Source organism: Chryseobacterium indologenes, assembly GCF_018362995.1.
In the GTDB taxonomy this organism is placed as follows: Bacteria; Bacteroidota; Bacteroidia; order Flavobacteriales; family Weeksellaceae; genus Chryseobacterium; species Chryseobacterium indologenes_G.
On sequence record NZ_CP074372.1, the window covers coordinates 3950676 to 3967845 of the forward strand.

A 17170-nucleotide genomic window follows, 5' to 3' on the forward strand; every position below is an offset into this window, starting at 1 on the left:
ACAGTTAACTTTCAATTAGTTTCTTTGTACAAAACTATGAAAAGAAACGTTGAATTAGTTGTTATATCGGATGTTCATTTGGGAACTTATGGATGTAAGGCTAAAGAATTGCTGAGATATCTCAATTCTATCCAGCCTAAAACTTTAGTTTTGAACGGTGATATTATTGATATCTGGCAGTTTAAAAAGTCTTACTTCCCTAAACCTCATTTGAAAGTAATCAGAAAGATTCTTTCATTGGCGACCAAGAACACAGACGTCTATTACATCACGGGTAATCATGATGAAATGTTTCGGAAGTTCACAGATTTTGAACTTGGAAAACTTAAAGTCTGCAATAAAATCTGTCTGAATATTGATCAGAAAAAAACCTGGATATTTCACGGTGATGTTTTCGATGCATCCGTCCAGCATTCAAAATGGATCGCCAAACTAGGCGGAAAAGGCTACGATCTCCTTATTATTATCAATAATGTTGTAAATTGGTTCTTAGAAAAAATGGGTAAAGAGAAATACTCATTTTCCAAAAAGATCAAAAACAATGTGAAAAAAGCGGTGAAATATATTGGTGATTTTGAACTTACAGCTTCGGAGCTGGCTATTGACAATAATTATGATTATGTAGTTTGCGGACATATCCATCAGCCACAGATCCGTGAGGTTGTTAATAAAAAAGGATCCTGCACCTATTTGAATTCAGGGGACTGGATTGAAAATCTCTCTGCTTTAGAATACAATAATAAAGAATGGACCATTTTTTATTATGATGAGCATAAACACTTGCTGAAAGATGATGAAGTGGAAGAAATTCAGGAAATGGATAATTCTGCTCTTTTAAAAATCATAACCAATTTTTCCTAGATGAAGATTTTATATGCATTCCAGGGTACTGGGAACGGTCATGTTGCCAGAGCACAGGAAATTATTCCTCTTCTCAAAAAATATGCATCCGTTGATACATTGATCAGCGGACATCAATCGCAATTAAAGGCTGATTTTGACATCAATTTCCAATACAGAGGTATTTCCCTTCTTTATAATAAAACAGGCGGTTTATCCTACCGAAAAACGTTTACCGAAAATAAATTCCTTGAAGCAGCCAAAACAATAAAGGAACTGGAACTCTCACAATATGATTTAATCATTAACGATTATGAGCCTTTGACGGGCTGGGCTTCCAAACTGAAAAAGCTTCCGATGATAGAACTTAGCCATCAGGCTTCCATGAGTTTTCCGGAAACACCCAAACCAAAGAAAAAAGACTTTCTGGGAGAAATGATTTTAAAATATTATGTTCCCAGTGAAAGAAAAATAGGGTTTCATTTTGAGAACTACCATCCTCAGATCAAAAAACCGGTGATCAGAAGAAAAATCAGAAATCTTAATCCTTATAAACAGGGATATTATCTGGTCTATCTTCCCAGCTTTGCGGATGAAAACATCATTAAGGTTTTAAGAAAAATTCCTGTGGAATGGAAAGTATTTTCAAAATACAGTAAAGTACAGGTTAAAGTAAAAAATGTAGAAGTATTTCCTATTGATGAAGTGCAATACCTGAAGTACTTTGAAGGCTGTGAGGGAATTTTGTGCAACGCAGGTTTTGAAAGCCCGGCAGAAGCACTCTTTATGGATAAAAAGCTATTCGTAATTCCTATTCATAATCAGTATGAACAGGAATGTAATGCATGTGCCCTTGATAAAATGGGAATCCCTAATTCCAAAGTATTAGATCTTCAGGAAATTATGGAATGGGTAGCTTCAGATCATCATCTGAAAGTGGATTACCCGGATGATATTGAAGAGATTCTACTGAATGAGGTGTTAATTCTTTAAAAATATATCATCCACATCACTCATTCTCATCATCACAGATCTTGCATAGGAACAGTGCGGATATACTTTCCAATTGTTTTCTCTTGCAAACCTGATGGCTTCTTCCACTAAAAATTTACCCATTCCTCTGCCTTCAAATTCGGGATGTACCAGAACAAATGAAATAATCAGTTTATGATCTTCAGGGAAAATGGTATAGGTAAGTCTGCCTACCTCTTTTATTTCGTTGTTTAGGGTAAGAACCCCGCCGTTTCCGGATTTATTGTTTTCAAATTTCATGATTCTGAACTTTAGGGTAAACATACAAAAATTGCACCGACCTTTGCATAAGCAATAAGCAATAAGCAATAAGCAATAAGCAATAAGCAATCGGGAATGGTAAATTTGAGATACTGCCAATTCATTTGGGAAGCAAAATTGACGATTGACACTAATTGTCTTTTCCCGTGTAGTAATTGTAATCTTTAATAATCACATTGATAAACTGCCTTTCCGTCATTTTAGTAGCGTCAATTTCCAGTTTCAGAATACTTTTAATTTTCTCAGACAGCTTACTGATGATCTGGCGGTCATCTACTTTCAGTGCTTTGGTGTAATTATCTTTGATGATTCTCATATCATTATCACTTAAAGCAATGACTTGCGGAAAAGAAGGAATGTAATTTTCGTGGATATTCTCCAGGATTGTATGTGAAATATTGATATTGTTTTTCAGGGAAATGACAGCGGTTCCGGAAGCTATATCACCCAAACGTTGGTTATTTTTAGAAACAATCATAGAGATCAATCCTATAACTCCGGCAAAGGATACATCAACAATCCTGAAAACCCAACGGATCATATAATCGGCGAAACTTGCCTGATACCCGTCAATCTTTACCACTTTGATTTTCATTAGTTTTTTGCCGGGCGTCTGGCCCTCCATCAAGCTTTCCAATACAAGCGGATAAATGTAAATAGGAAAAGTAAGGATAAGATATACCGCTCTTATAGACCATTCATCAAGGCCGTCTAATAAATATCCCAGGTCAAGAATATTGAAGAATAAATACAGGATAATCACCACATAAGCGATCCTGATCAGAAGATCAATTATGAAGGCAAGCATCCTTTCTCCTACGCCTGCAATATTAAAATTAATATTTACATTTTGTGAGGTATTTATCGCAATTTGAGACATATTTTTTATTATTTTAGCCTTAACAATTATGAGAGAAGTTTATTTCATTAAACAAAATAAAGAAAAATGGTTGGGAATAGAACAGGTTATTCAAGGGAAAATTAAAAAAAATCCTGATGACCTGTCTTCGTTATATATAAATCTGATCAATGATCTTTCTTTTGCCCAGACCTATTATCCGAAAAGTAACACTACAGTTTACCTGAACCATTTGTCTGCGCAGATTTTTCAGAAGATCTATAAAACAAAAAGGGTAGAGGAAAACAGGCTTGTTTATTTTTTCAAAACTGAAGTCCCATTGCTGATGTATCAGTACAGAAGGTATCTGATGTATGCATTTCTCTTTTTTATTTTTTTTACCTCAATAGGAGTGCTTTCTGCCATTTATGATAAAGACTTTGTCAATATTATTCTGGGGGAAGGCTATGTGAATGAAACCATTGAAAATATTAAACATAATAATGCGGTAGGAGTTTACCAGAGTGGCAGTACATGGGGAAGTACCATCGGGATTATTTTTAATAATATTCAGGTGGGAGCAAAACTGTATATTTACGGAATTGCAGGTGGGGTAGGAACTTTATTCGCTTTGCTTTCCAACAGTGTGATGCTGGGTGCTTTCCAATATTTTTTCTATGATTACGGGGCTTTGAAAGACAGTGCAAGAGGGATATGGCTTCACGGAGTTTTTGAGATCTTTGCCATGGTGGTGGAAGCGATGTGCGGATTGATTCTTGGGGCATCTATTTTATTCCCGAGAACGTTTTCAAGGTTTAATTCTTTTAAAAAAGGATTTAAAGATTCATTTAAAATATTCTTAAGTACGATTCCTTTCACTATTTGTGCAGGGATTATAGAAGGTTATGTCACCAGACATGCATTGACGATGCCTTTAATTTTGAACCTTATCATTATTTTTGGCTCACTGACAATTATTGGATTCTACTATTTTGTGTATCCTTCTATTGTTTACAAAAAAACTAATAAACACATTCATGATACAATTTTATAAAAAAAGAGATTTTGGAACTTTTATCAGTGACAGTTTCAATTTTTTCAAATTATACGGGAAGAATTATTTTAAGAACTATATTCTGATCAATGGATTGCTTTTGATCTTAATGGTAACCGTTGTAATTTTCGGATATAAAGAACTCTTTTCACAGATATTCGGGTCCAATCTTGGTGGAGAAACGTATTATTTTGAACAGTATTTTTCAGATAATGCGGGCATGCTGATTACAGTAGGAATACTTACTTTTCTGCTTTTTATGGTTCTGATGATTGTCAACTATCTGTATCCGGTCTTTTACTTAAAAAGAATTGCACAGGGAGCAGAGAAAATAAAAACGGATGAAATCCTGAATGATTTTAAAAGCAATGCAGGAAGAATAGCTAAGCTGTGCCTTGGAATGATTTTTATCGTCACACCTGCGATTTTGTTTGTGGTAGGATTTTCTTATATCCTGATTTTTATTATTATCGGATTTTTTCTGATACTGCTTCTTTATCCTACGATATTTAACTTTACTACATTCTTGATGTATGATTATTTTAATTCAAACAGAGGTTTCTGGGAAAGTTTGAGCTACGCATTAAGATCGCAGTTTTCCTATCCGAACGGTAGTGAGAAATCCCCCTTCTGGAAATATTGGGGATCAGCATTTGTGATGTTTATTATTATTTACATGATAACATCTATATTCACATTTATTCCGATGATATTCTTTTACGGATCGCTTCTTACTTCTACGCCTGACGGGAATTTTGAGCAGAATCCTTTTACCGGAGCTGCAGGAATTTTGTTTTTTGTATTCTATGGAGTTTCAATGCTGATATCATTTTTTCTTTCAAATCTGATGTATGTGAATGCAGGATTGATGTATTATGACAGCAGAACAGATCTTCACCAGAAAGTAGAACTTGCAGAAATAGATACTATTGGAATCAATGAGTAAAATTTTCCTTTTCATATTGCTTTTTCTCTCTCTTGGGCTGGTTCAGGCTCAGGATGATACTCCCACTTCTGATGATCTGGTAGATTCACTCTATACAACCGGGCATTACAGAAATATGCTGCGTGCGGATTCAGTACTGATGAAAAATCCGGTATCTGAGAATACAGCTTATCCGAAAACATTCAAAGAAAATATTCCATCAAGATATAAAGGAAATGAATTTGACTATTCCGTATCAAAGCCCAGAGAGTCTTTCTTTCAAAAGCTGATGCGGAAGCTCAACCAAATTATACAGGGGATTTTCGGGGAAACAGCATTGACAAAGTCTGGGGAATTTACCGCAATCCTTATCCGTCTGTTTGCAATTATCCTGGTAGGTTTTCTATTGTATTTCATCATTAAATATATCATGGGAAAAGACGGGAACTTTCTTTTTGGTAAAAAGAATAAAAAGCTGGATCTCAATGTGCAGGAACTCCATGAAAATATCCATGAAATCAATTTTCCTGAAAGTATCGCAAAATTTGAGATGGCGGGAGATTATCGTTCGGCAGTCCGTTACCAGTTTCTGTTTATTCTTAAAAAACTGAGTGATAAAAAGCTGATCAACTGGAATCCGGAAAAAACCAATAAGGATTATGCCGTAGAGTTAAAAGCTCCCCATCTGAAAAATGACTTTTCTAATCTGTCTTATATTTTTGATTATGTCTGGTATGGAGAATTCAGTATTGAAGAACAGAGCTATCAGAAATTTAAAAATCAATATCAGGCATTTAAACCCTAACAATAGTAACCATGAATAAAACTTTCAAAACATATGCTGCAATTTTCATCATTGTGATGATTATTCTGGCATTGCTTGAAGTTAACAAAAAAGAAACGACAGACTGGCGAAAGAATTTTGATATCAATGAAAAGTCTCCGTTCGGGCTATTTGTTTTTAATAATGAAGCTAAAAATCTTTTTAAAAACAATCTGAAGAAGATTGAACAGATTCCCTACGAATACTACAATCAGCATAAAAAAGGATCTCACAATATTGTCGTTATTGAAAATAATTTTGACAAAGAATCCTGGAATAAAATCCTGACGCAGGTATCTGAAGGTTCGGATGCATTTCTAATGGTCTCCCGTATGCCGAAAGAAATTTCAGACAGTATCGGATATTATGATTCCGAAATCTCTTTTGAAGAAGAAAATGTACTGAAGCTTACCGACAAAAAATATCAGAATGATTTTGTTAAATTAGATAAATTTCCATCAGGAAGAGGATTTTCATTCATTAAACCTAACGTCGAAGTCCTGGGAAAAACGGTGGAAAAAAAGAATACAGATCAGGCTAATTTTATCAAAGTAAAGTTTGGGAAAGGACATGTTTACGCTCATACTGAACCTCTTTTTCTGACCAATTATTATCTTCTGAAACCCGGAAACGTAAAGTATGCACAAGATGTATTTTCATATCTTCCGGATAGGGAAACGCTTTGGTTTGTATCCAATAAAAGTTCTGCATCACGTTTCTTTATGAGATTTGTACTGTCGAATCCGGCTTTAAAGTATGCATGGTGGGTATTTTTGGGAGGATTTATCCTTTTCATTTTCTTTAATGCCAAAAGAAAACAGAGAATAGTACCGGTAACAGAGCCTCTGAGGAATACTTCTCTGGATTTTGTAAAAAGTATTGGAAATCTATATCTTCAGGAAGGTGATTTTCATGATATGATGGCAAAGAAATCGCAGTATTTTCTGAACAAAGTGAGAATGGATCTGTTGATAGATACTCAGAATTTAGATGAAGAATTTGCAAAAAAACTACAGCTGAAAACCGGGAAAACCATGGAGATGATTAATGAAGCTATTACGCTTATCAAAAAAGGGCAGGACCCTTATGCCAGTGTAATAAAAGAAGATCTTACAAGGATCAATAAACTCCTTGACGAAATATTTAAATAATATAACAATATAATAACCTAATGATGTAGCAGTTTTTCAATGCTGATAACGACAATTCACAGGAAGGAATACCGTTGTTTCATTGCCGGACTGACCAAATAAAATGTATTATGGAAAACTTTGATAACCCGAATATAGAAGACCAAAGCTCTATCAATCTTAATAAACAGGAAGAGCAGTTTCAGTCGAGAATTGATATGATTGAACTTCGTGCAAGCTTAGAGAAAGTAAAATCTGAGATTGGAAAAGTAATTGTAGGACAGGAGAAGATGATTGAACATCTTTTGGCTGCCTTACTTTCAAACGGACACGTTCTGATTGAAGGTGTTCCCGGAGTAGCTAAAACGATTACGGCAAAATTATTGGCTAAGACAATTGATGTAGGCTTCAGCAGAATTCAGTTTACACCGGATCTGATGCCTTCCGATATTTTGGGAACTTCTGTATTCAATGTGAAAAACTCAGAATTTGAATTTAAAAAAGGACCTATCTTCTCCAATTTCATCCTGATTGATGAGATCAACAGATCGCCTGCAAAAACGCAGTCTGCATTATTTGAAGTCATGGAAGAAAGGCAGATCACGATGGATGGTATCCGTTATATTTTGGAAGAACCTTTCCTGGTGATAGCTACACAAAACCCTATAGAGCATGAAGGAACGTATAGACTTCCGGAAGCTCAGCTGGACCGTTTTTTATTCAAAATCAATGTAGGGTATCCTAATCTTGAGCAGGAAATAGCGATCATTAAAAACCAGCACGAAAGTAAAAAAGAAGATAAAACAGAAGGAGTAAATCGTGTTATCACAGCTGAACAATTGAAAAACTACCAGCATCTGGTAAAAGAAATCATTGTGGAAAGCCAACTGATGGAATATATTGCTAAGATTATCATCAACACAAGAGAAAACCAATTCTTATATCTGGGCGCTTCACCAAGAGCTTCACTAGCACTTCTTACTGCCTCAAAAGCATTTGCCGCTCTGAGAGGAAGAGATTTTGTGACTCCTGAAGATATTAAAGAAGCAAGCTACGCAGTTTTGAGACACAGAGTTATCGTATCTCCGGAAAGAGAAATGGAAGGTCTCACCGCAGATGAAATTATCCGTCAGATTTTAGAAGGAATAGAGATTCCAAGATAGGTAGTAGTTAATAGGTGGCAGGTAGCAGCTGATGAAGAGTTCTAATTTAATTAAAGTACAAAATATTACAAATGGCAAATTTTAAAGAACTTATAGTTTGGCAAAAGTCTATTGATTTTGTTACTGAAATTTACAAAACCACAGAAGCTTTTCCTAAGGATGAAATCTACGGATTAATATCACAAATCAGACGAGCCGCCATTTCTATACCCTCGAATATTGCAGAGGGGAACTCAAGAACAAGTAAAACCTGATTATCTGCAATTTTTAAAAATATCAAGAGGTAGTTGTGCAGAAGTAGAAACACAATTAATTATTTCAAAAAATCTCAAATTTTTAAATGAAGAAGATTATTTAAAACTGAATGAAAGGATTATAGAAATATCTAAAATGTTAAACGGATTAATTAATTCCATGCAATAGTAATGATAGTGAAAAAGCTAATAAACGTCCACCTAAAACCTTTCATCTGCAACCAGCAACCTAAATAATGAAAAACTTATACATCAATACACGTTTCTTTTTTACACTTATCGGAGTGGGGATTCTGTATGTCCTGGCATTTTTCTTTCCGGTGCTGATGTGGGTAGCCCATATTGCACTGTTGATCTGCTTCCTGGCTGCAATGGTAGATTTCCTGTTGCTTTTTAATCAAAAGAATGCATTACAGGTTCAGAGAATTTTGCCGGAAAAATTGTCCAATGGCGATGAGAATTTTGTGAAAATTGATATTAAAAATAATTACAGCTTTACAATAGATACTAAAATTATTGATGAAATCCCATTCCAGTTTCAGAAAAGAGATTTTCTGATTGAAAAACAGATTACTTCAGGAGCGAATACATTCTTTCAATATTCATTGGAACCTAAAGAAAGAGGAGAATATCACTTTGGAGGACTGAATATTTATGCATCTTCACCATTAGGTTTAATCTCAAAAAGATTTATTTTCCAGAAGGATGCTGTCTTGCCTTCCTATCCATCATTTATCCATCTCAGAAAATATGAACTGATGGCCATTCAAAGTGAATTTTTATTGGGTGGAATTAAAAAGGTCAGAAAACTGGGACATACTATGGAATTTGAGCAAATCAAAGAATATGTCCCTGGAGATGATATCAGAACGATCAACTGGAAAGCAACTTCCAAAACGAACCGTTTGATGGTAAACCAGTTTCAGGATGAAAAATCACAGCGTATTTTTATGCTGATTGATAAAGGAAGAACTATGAAAATGCCTTTCAATGGATTAAGTTTACTGGATTACTCCATCAATGCAACCATGGCGTTGTCTCATATTATTTTGAGAAAAGGAGACAGGGCAGGTATGATGACTTTTTCTAAAAAGGCTGAAAATAAAATTGCTGCTGATAATAAATCAGGACAACTGAAAAAAATCTCTGAAGCACTTTATAATATCAAAACAGATTTCTTTGAAAGTGATTTCAACCGTTTGTATCAGGATGTAAAATATTCCATCAATCAAAGAAGTTTAATTCTGCTTTTCACGAACTTTGAAACACTGGATGGATTGAACAGACAGTTGAAATATCTTCGAGGTATTGCTAAAAACCATTTGTTGGTTGTTGTATTTTTCAAAAATTCAGAACTGCAGACAATCATTAACAAAAATCCTGAAAATATGCAGGAAATCTATGATGAGATCATCGCTGAGAAATTTGAGTTTGAAAAGAAACTGATTATTCAGGAACTTCGCAAATATGGAATTTATACAGTATATACTCTTCCGGAAAATTTGAATATCGATGTTATCAATAAATATCTGGAGATAAAAGCGCGAGGAATTTTATAACTTTGCAGAAGCAATAAGCAATAAATAATGAAAATTACACTTAACAGAATAAACGACGATTTTTTATTTGAATGTACCAATGCGCAGGGGAATTCTATTCTTTTGGATAATACTTCCCAGCCGGGTGCCAAAGGAGTTTCTCCAATGGAAAGTGTGTTGATGGCTGTAGCAGGCTGCAGCGGAATTGATGTGGTTTCTATTTTAAAGAAGCAGCGTCAGAATATTACAGGCTTTCAGGCAGAGGTAGAGGGAGAAAGAGTACAGGTAGATGATGCAAAACCATTTAAATCTATTAACGTTAAGTTCTTTTTAGAAGGAGAAATTGATCCTAAAAAAGCACAGAAAGCAGCAGAGCTTTCTTTTGAAAAATACTGTTCCGTATCCAAAACCTTAGAACCGAATGTAGAAATCGGATATGAAGTCTATGTGAACGGAGAAAAAATTTGATCTCTTATTTAAAAATAGAAAAAGCCGGATGACTCATCCGGCTTTTTTTATTACTTATTACCTATTATTCATTGCTTATTAAAAGGTAAGTCTTGGTTTTATCAGTTTCGCTACAGTGGCAGTCCATCCCGTCTGATGGGAAGCTCCTACACCACGGCCATTATCTCCATGGAAATATTCAAAAAAGGTGATGTAATCTCTGAAGTGTTCATCATAATTGAATTTAGGATTTCCTCCGTTGAAAGCTCGTTGCCCATGTTCATCCTTTAAAAATAGAGAACAAAGTCTTTTGCTGATGTTTTGAGCTACTTCATCAAGGTTTCTTTTATCACCGCTTCCCGTTGGAAGTTCTACTTTCAGGCTATTTCCATAATAATAATGGAAGCGCTGCAGGCTTTCCACAATCAGGAAGTTGATAGGAAACCATATCGGTCCGCGCCAGTTGCTGTTTCCGCCAAACATTCGGCTGTCACTCTCTGCAGGAGTGTAATAGACCATATTCTGATTCCCATGTACAGAAAATACAAAAGGATTCTCTTCATATACCTTAGACATAGCCCGGATTCCATAAGAACTCAGGAACTCATTTTCATCAAGCATTCTGGTCAAAACCTTTGTCAGTCTGTTTTTACGGAGGATACTCATCAGGTGTTTTCTGCCGTGTCCTTCCTCGTCCCAGTGAGAAACAAGTTTGGTGAGCTCTGGTTTATTTTTTAAGATCCATTCCATTCTGCTTCTGAAATTTGGCATCTTTTCCAGTAAACGATGGTCTACGATCTCAACAGCAAACATCGGAATTAGACCTACAATACTTCTTAATCTTAAAGAAACACTGTCTCCGTTGCCAAGCTGCAATACATCATAGAAGAAACCGTCTTCCTCGTTCCAGAGTCCTTTCGTTCCTTCACCCAGGTTTTCCATAGCTTCAGCGATATAAAGATAATGTTCAAAAAATTTGATCGCCATATCTTCGTACACCTGATAATACTGGGCTAGCTCCATTGCAATACGCATCATATTCAGTGCATACATTGCCATCCAGCTTGTTCCGTCTGCCTGCTCAAGATGCTGACCGTCCTTTAATTCCATATTCCGGTCAAAAGCACCAATATTATCGAGACCAAGAAAGCCTCCTCCAAAAATATTTTTTCCGTTTTTATCCTTTCTGTTCACCCACCAAGTAAAATTCAGCAGTAACTTTTGAAATACTTTTTCTAAAAATAATAAATCCGGCTTCCCATTATTCTTTTCATCAATTTTAAAAACACGGAAGCAGGACCATGCATGTACTGGTGGATTTACATCACTCATATTCCATTCATAGGCAGGAAGCTGTCCGTTGGGATGCATATACCATTCTTTCGTAAGCAATAAAAGCTGTCCTTTGGCAAATTCTGCATCAATAATAGAAAAAGGAACACAGTGGAATGCCAGATCCCAGGTAGCATACCATGGATACTCCCATTTATCAGGCATAGAAATAATATCCTTATTGTGAAGATGATTCCATTCCGTATTTCTTACGTATTCACTGAAATTTCTCGGCGCTTCAAAGTTCGGATCACCTTTCAGCCATTTTCCGATATTGTAGTGATAGAACTGCTTATTCCAAAGAAGTCCTGCAAAAGCCTGTCGCTGAACATTTCTCTCATCTTCATTTACCGTATCATTCTGAATTTCCTGATAAAACTCTTCCGCTTCAGCCTGTCGGGTATTAAAAATTTCATCAAAGTTTTCAAAAGGGTCATCATTTTCCTCAGGACTTAATCTGAATTCAAAAATTTTAGATTCTCCTGCACCCACTATTTCATCAATCAGAAAAGATGCTTTTGTTCCTCTTTTTTCAGGGTTTACAGTATCTCCCTGATGAATAATAAAATCATTGATGCCATCTTTGAAATAAGTATTCTCTGTTTTAGGAGTTCCGTAAAGCTTAGAGGTATTTGTCTCGTTATCACAGAATACACTTTGTGCATTTGTGTTTCGCGAATAGACTTTTTTGATCGAAATGCTGTCGTGTCCTATATTGATACTTCCGTCATGAGAAGCATTCAGCTCTGCCTTATAAGTGTTATACCCCCATTTCCAATTATTTCTGAACCATGCAGTAGGTGCTACGACAATAGGTGCATCATGCTGGCTTCGGTTGCAGACGGTTACTCTGGCCAGTATATCATTGTGATCAGCTTTACAGTATTCAATGAAAATATCAAAATATTCATCATTATAAAAAATTCCGGTATCGAAAATCTCATATTCCGGTTCCTTTTTACTGCGTCTTCCATTTTCAGCAAGAAGTTCATCATAAGGAAACTCGTTGATCGGGTATTTATACACCATTTTCATATAGCTGTGAGTGGGTGTATTATCCAGATAATAAAAGATTTCTTTGATGTCTTCACCATGATTTCCCTGAGGGTTACTCAATCCGAAGAACCGTTCTTTTACCATTTTATCTTTTCTGTTCCAAAATGAAAAAGCAAAACAGAATAACTGTTTTACATCAGAAATTCCGGCGATGCCTTCCTCACCCCAGCGGTACGCATAACTTTCAGCGTTATTATGATTGGTAAAATCCCAGGCATTCCCGTTTGAGCTGTAATCCTCACGTACATTTCCCCACTGCCGGTTACTTACATACGGGCCCCAGTTTTTCCATTTGGTATCTTGTAATCTTTCTTTTTCGGCGCTCATATCTCATCATTTTTCCATACGAAGTTAGTTTTTTTGAAAAATAATTCCAATTTTTTTCATCTGAACAATTATTAATATGCTCTTGAAATACTTGTATTTAAGGGCTTTTTAAAATATTAAAATAATTTTTTTTTGAAATTAAAAGAAAAGAACTACCTTTGCACCATTCGTTCATTTAAATATTGAAAATGTTATCAAGAAAGGTTGAGGGATTAGACCCTATGAAACCTTAGCAACCCTTTGCGCAAGCAAAGAAGGTGCTACGTTCTACCAAAGTATTTTGGACAGATAACTTACTGAAGTTCTTTTCAGCCATTTCCTGTGGCATTTTCAATTGTATTTGTATAAAAATATAATAGAATTGAAAACAGAACTAAACTATATTAATCTTTCGTATCAAACCAATTCCCAAAAGGAATACCATATCCCGTTAAGCTATCAGCTTTTTGGGAAAGATCTGTTTACAGCACCCATCATTTTAATCAATCATGCACTTACCGGAAACTCAGAGGTATCCGGAGAAAAAGGCTGGTGGAAACAGTTGGTGGGAGAAAATCAGATTGTTGATACTGATCAATACACTGTTCTGTGTTTCAATATACCCGGAAACGGCTATGACGATTTTTTAATTGAAGACTATGAAGATTTTACCCCTTCAGATATCGCAGCGATATTTTTGAAAGGGCTTGAAGCTTTACATATCAAAAACCTATATGCCATTATTGGAGGCTCTCTGGGAGGAGGAATTGCCTGGGAAATGCTTGCCAAGCAGCCGGATCTCGCAGAAATATTTATTCCTATAGCCTGTGATTACAGGACACACGACTGGCTTCATGCACAATGTCTGGTTCAGAAATTTTTATTGAATGATAAAGACGAACCGCTACAGAAAGCAAGAATTCATGCTATGTTGTGTTACAGAACGCCACAGTCGCTCAATGACAGATTTCAAAACCAATATAACCAGGAAAAACAACGTCTGGAATCAGAAGACTGGTTGGTTTATCATGGTAATGCGCTAAACGAAAGGTTTAGTTTAAAAGCATACAAACTGATGAATCATCTCTTGATGAATATAAATGCTGATGAAACAGCACTAGAGAACATACAGGCACGAATGCACATGATCTCCGTAGATACAGACTTATTCTTCCCGGCTTCTGAAATCCGAATGTGTTTTGAAAACTTAAAAGAGAAAAATAAGAATGTTTCTTATCACGAGATCCAATCTATACACGGGCATGATGCCTTCCTAATGGAATATCAACAATTAAATAATATCATTAAAAACATTTTACAGAAGTAATGAAAAATGCTAACGAAATAAAATTTTTGAAGAACAGATCAATCGTCAAATTTGAAGGAGAAGATTTCCTGGGAGAAATCGGGATTGACGGACGAATTTTTAAAGCGCTTACTTTAGCGCGTATCAGTGTGGGAGTAATCTCTCAGCAAGCCATAGAAAACGGAATTTCTATTCTGGTTCAGGAAATTGATGCCGAAAAAGCAGTCGCTTGTCTTATTGATGAATTTGAAGCAGAAAGAAAATCTGGAAAAGTTTCCCAGATCTACAGTATCAATAATGTTTCTGTCATCGGTTTTGTGGCAGAAGATTTCAATAAAGTTTTTGCTGAGCTGGCAAGAAACAATGTTTTCCCATTATTGCTGAATCAGGTTGCAGGAGAGAACAGGGTAAACATCGTAGTAACTTCTTCACAGGACGAAAAAACAAAAAACATTATAGAATCTGAAATTTTCAAGAAGCCAAAGACCGTTCATCTGGCGATCATAGGACACGGAAATGTAGGAAAGACTTTGATACAACAGGTACTGGAATCTTCTGAAGAGATTAAAAGGCGTAAAAAAATAGACCTTAAAGTAGTGGCAGTGGCCAATTCAAAGAAAATAGCCTTCAACAAAAAAGGATTTGATGCAAATTGGAGTGATGAGGTTTTGACAGCAGAACATCCTTCAAGTGTTCAGGAGCTCATTAATTTCTCCAACGAAAACCAGCTGGAAAACCTTATCGTTGTAGATAACACGGCAAGCAAGGATTTTGTGAAAAACTATCACGCTTTGGCAGAAAACGGATTCGATCTCGTTTCCTCAAACAAGATTTTTAATACCCTTCCAATTGAAGAATACAGAAAACTAAGATATACGTTGAATAAAAACAACAGACGTTATCTCTATGAAACCAATGTGGGTGCGGGATTACCGTTAATTGACACCATCAAATTATTACACCTTTCAGGAGAAAATATCACAAGAATTAAAGGCGTATTCTCCGGAACACTGAGCTATGTTTTCAACAATTTTTCTTTAAGAGATGATAAATTTTCAACCATCATCAACGAAGCATTAGAAAAAGGATACACAGAACCGGATCCGAGAGAAGACTTATCAGGAAATGACGTAGCTAGAAAATTATTAATTCTGGCGAGAGAATTAGACTTAATCAATGAATTCGGAGATATCAATATTCAGAATCTTGTTCCGGAAAGCTTACTTGAGGTTTCAAAATCAGAATTCCTTTCAAGACTTGAAGAACTGGATGAAGAATATCAGAAAATCAAAGAAAATCAGGAACCAGGGCATGTATTGAGATATGTGGGGGATCTGCACGGTGATCTGCAGAAAGATAAAGGCGAGTTGGATGTGAAATTGATTTCAGTTCCGGCAACATCTGCATTAGGACAGCTGAAAGGTTCAGATTCAATCTTTGAAATTTATACAGAAAGTTATGGTGAAAATCCAATTGTGATTATGGGAGCCGGAGCCGGAGCACAGGTGACAGCCAGAGGAGTATTCGGGGATATTTTAAGAGTAAGTGAAACAAAATAATATTTAACTATAACAATCTACAGTTTAGCAGTGTAACAGTTATTGCAATTGTCATTCTGAGCATAGCGAAGAATCTGATGGTTACACTGCTAAATTGCCAAATTAAAACTATATGGAAAATTTTGAAACATCAGCAATAAGAACCCAGACTGAAAGAACCCAGTTTGACGAGCATTCTACGCCATTATACCTTACATCAAGTTTTATATTTCAGGATGCTGAGGATATGAGAGCAAGCTTTGCTGAAGAAAAACCTAAAAATTTATACAGCCGTTTTTCCAATCCTAACGTAACAGAGTTTACAGATAAGATAGCTAAAATGGAAGGCGCAGAAGCCGGATATGCTTTTGCAACAGGAATGGCTGCCATCTATTCTACATTTGCAACTTTGTTGAATGCCGGAGATCATATCGTAAGCTGCCAGTCAGTTTTCGGATCTACGCATACCTTATTCACTAAATATTTCCCGAAATGGAATATTGAAACCTCTTATTTCAAAGCAGAAGATGCAGAGAATGTAGAACAATATATTAAGCCCAATACAAAGATCTTATACCTTGAAACGCCTACCAACCCGGCTATTGAAATTCTTGACCTTGAATTTTTCGGGCAGATAGCAAAAAAACATAATCTGATATTTGTTGTAGATAATTGTTTTGCAACACCTTATCTTCAGCAGCCTATCAAATATGGTGCAGATATTGTTGTACATTCAGCAACGAAATTGATTGACGGACAGGGAAGAGTTTTAGGAGGAATAGCAGTAGGAAAAGAAGACCTGATCAGAGAAATTTATCTTTTCGCAAGAAATACAGGTCCTGCATTGTCTCCTTTTAATGCATGGGTATTATCAAAAAGCCTTGAAACATTGGCCATTCGTGTAGAAAAACATTGTGAAAATGCATTGAAGGTAGCCGAATTTTTAGAAAGCCATCCGAACGTAGAATTAGTAAAATATCCATTCCTGAAATCTCACCCGAGTTATGAAGTTGCCAAAAAGCAGATGAAGCTTGGAGGAAATATCGTGGCATTTGAAATCAAGGGCGGAATAGAAGGCGGAAGAAACTTTTTAGATAAGATACAAATGTGTTCGCTTTCTGCCAATTTAGGTGATACAAGAACAATCGTTACGCACCCGGCATCCACAACACACTCTAAACTGTCAGATGAAGAAAGAAATGAAGTAGGGATTACTGCAGGACTGGTTCGTTGTTCAGTAGGTTTGGAAAATGTGGAAGATATCATTGCAGATCTTAAACAGGCCTTAGACTAGTTCAATAGGAACGGGCTAAAGCCCATTATGTTG

General features: G+C 35.9%; 17 protein-coding genes and 1 riboswitch. Of the genes, 14 read left to right on the plus strand and 3 right to left on the minus strand.

Translation table 11 applies throughout. From position 1 onward, the window contains the following. Positions 1–36 precede the first annotated feature (36 nt). Together DYR29_RS17885 and DYR29_RS17890 are read left to right on the plus strand one after the other, a co-directional pair. A complete protein-coding gene (locus tag DYR29_RS17885; RefSeq protein ID WP_213277920.1) occupies positions 37–861 on the plus strand; it encodes a UDP-2,3-diacylglucosamine diphosphatase in 825 nt (274 codons plus the stop codon). Then, complete coding sequence (locus DYR29_RS17890) at positions 862–1833, plus strand: glycosyltransferase family protein (protein WP_213277921.1); 972 nt, start codon at positions 862–864, stop codon at positions 1831–1833. Here the strand turns inward: DYR29_RS17890 and DYR29_RS17895 are convergent. Together DYR29_RS17895 and DYR29_RS17900 are read right to left on the minus strand one after the other, a co-directional pair. Next, positions 1822–2112, minus strand: coding sequence for a GNAT family N-acetyltransferase (locus DYR29_RS17895; RefSeq protein WP_002983358.1), 291 nt, complete (start codon positions 2110–2112; stop codon positions 1822–1824). The two genes, DYR29_RS17890 and DYR29_RS17895, sit on opposite strands and share 12 nt — an antisense overlap. 151 nt (positions 2113–2263) lie before the next feature. Continuing rightward, positions 2264–3013, minus strand: coding sequence for an RDD family protein (locus DYR29_RS17900; RefSeq protein WP_213277922.1), 750 nt, complete (start codon positions 3011–3013; stop codon positions 2264–2266). Positions 3014–3041: 28 nt separating this feature from the next. Between DYR29_RS17900 and DYR29_RS17905 the strand changes: the two genes are divergently transcribed. The 9 genes from DYR29_RS17905 (at position 3042) to DYR29_RS17940 (ending at position 10326) form a co-directional block, all read left to right on the plus strand. Further along, complete coding sequence (locus DYR29_RS17905; RefSeq protein ID WP_213277923.1) at positions 3042–4025, plus strand: stage II sporulation protein M; 984 nt, start codon at positions 3042–3044, stop codon at positions 4023–4025. Next, positions 4009–4971, plus strand: a complete 963-nt coding sequence (locus DYR29_RS17910; RefSeq protein ID WP_213277924.1) for a DUF4013 domain-containing protein — start codon at positions 4009–4011, stop codon at positions 4969–4971. The genes DYR29_RS17905 and DYR29_RS17910 overlap by 17 nt, the downstream gene beginning before the upstream one ends. Continuing rightward, on the plus strand, positions 4964–5755 hold the full coding sequence (locus tag DYR29_RS17915) for a DUF4129 domain-containing protein (protein ID WP_213277925.1): 792 nt from the start codon (positions 4964–4966) through the stop codon (positions 5753–5755). The genes DYR29_RS17910 and DYR29_RS17915 overlap by 8 nt, the downstream gene beginning before the upstream one ends. Positions 5756–5766: 11 nt before the next feature. After that, the gene (locus DYR29_RS17920; protein WP_213277926.1) at positions 5767–6924 is read left to right on the plus strand and encodes a DUF4350 domain-containing protein; all 1158 of its coding nucleotides are present in this window, start codon (positions 5767–5769) and stop codon (positions 6922–6924) included. Positions 6925–7034: 110 nt separating this feature from the next. Next, on the plus strand, positions 7035–8066 hold the full coding sequence (locus DYR29_RS17925) for an AAA family ATPase (RefSeq protein WP_409016619.1): 1032 nt from the start codon (positions 7035–7037) through the stop codon (positions 8064–8066). A 71-nt stretch (positions 8067–8137) separates the two neighbouring features. Further along, on the plus strand, positions 8138–8320 hold the full coding sequence (locus tag DYR29_RS22980; protein WP_342213438.1) for a four helix bundle protein: 183 nt from the start codon (positions 8138–8140) through the stop codon (positions 8318–8320). Further along, the gene (locus tag DYR29_RS22985; RefSeq protein WP_342213439.1) at positions 8286–8489 is read left to right on the plus strand and encodes a four helix bundle protein; all 204 of its coding nucleotides are present in this window, start codon (positions 8286–8288) and stop codon (positions 8487–8489) included. Before DYR29_RS22980 ends, DYR29_RS22985 begins: the two co-directional genes overlap by 35 nt. Before the next feature lie 67 nt (positions 8490–8556). Next, positions 8557–9879 (plus strand): DUF58 domain-containing protein, encoded by a 1323-nt coding sequence (locus DYR29_RS17935; protein WP_213277927.1) that lies wholly within the window; start codon positions 8557–8559, stop codon positions 9877–9879. 27 nt (positions 9880–9906) lie between these two features. Next, positions 9907–10326, plus strand: a complete 420-nt coding sequence (locus DYR29_RS17940) for an OsmC family protein (RefSeq protein ID WP_213277928.1) — start codon at positions 9907–9909, stop codon at positions 10324–10326. 78 nt (positions 10327–10404) lie between these two features. Here DYR29_RS17940 and DYR29_RS17945 read toward each other — a convergent pair whose 3' ends face one another. Continuing rightward, positions 10405–13020: an MGH1-like glycoside hydrolase domain-containing protein gene (locus DYR29_RS17945; RefSeq protein WP_213277929.1), complete on the minus strand. Its 2616-nt coding sequence runs from the start codon at positions 13018–13020 to the stop codon at positions 10405–10407. A gap of 188 nt (positions 13021–13208) precedes the next feature. Further along, positions 13209–13315: riboswitch (SAM riboswitch) on the plus strand. Between the two features lie 66 nt (positions 13316–13381). Between DYR29_RS17945 and DYR29_RS17950 the strand changes: the two genes are divergently transcribed. From DYR29_RS17950 to DYR29_RS17960, 3 genes are all read left to right on the plus strand, one after another. Further along, the gene (locus DYR29_RS17950; RefSeq protein ID WP_213277930.1) at positions 13382–14326 is read left to right on the plus strand and encodes an alpha/beta fold hydrolase; all 945 of its coding nucleotides are present in this window, start codon (positions 13382–13384) and stop codon (positions 14324–14326) included. Then, entirely contained in the window at positions 14326–15864 is a 1539-nt protein-coding gene (locus DYR29_RS17955; RefSeq protein WP_213277931.1) for an ACT domain-containing protein, read from the plus strand. The genes DYR29_RS17950 and DYR29_RS17955 overlap by 1 nt, the downstream gene beginning before the upstream one ends. Positions 15865–15976: 112 nt before the next feature. Beyond that, on the plus strand, positions 15977–17137 hold the full coding sequence (locus DYR29_RS17960; RefSeq protein WP_213277932.1) for an O-succinylhomoserine sulfhydrylase: 1161 nt from the start codon (positions 15977–15979) through the stop codon (positions 17135–17137). The last annotated feature ends 33 nt before the right edge of the window (positions 17138–17170 follow it).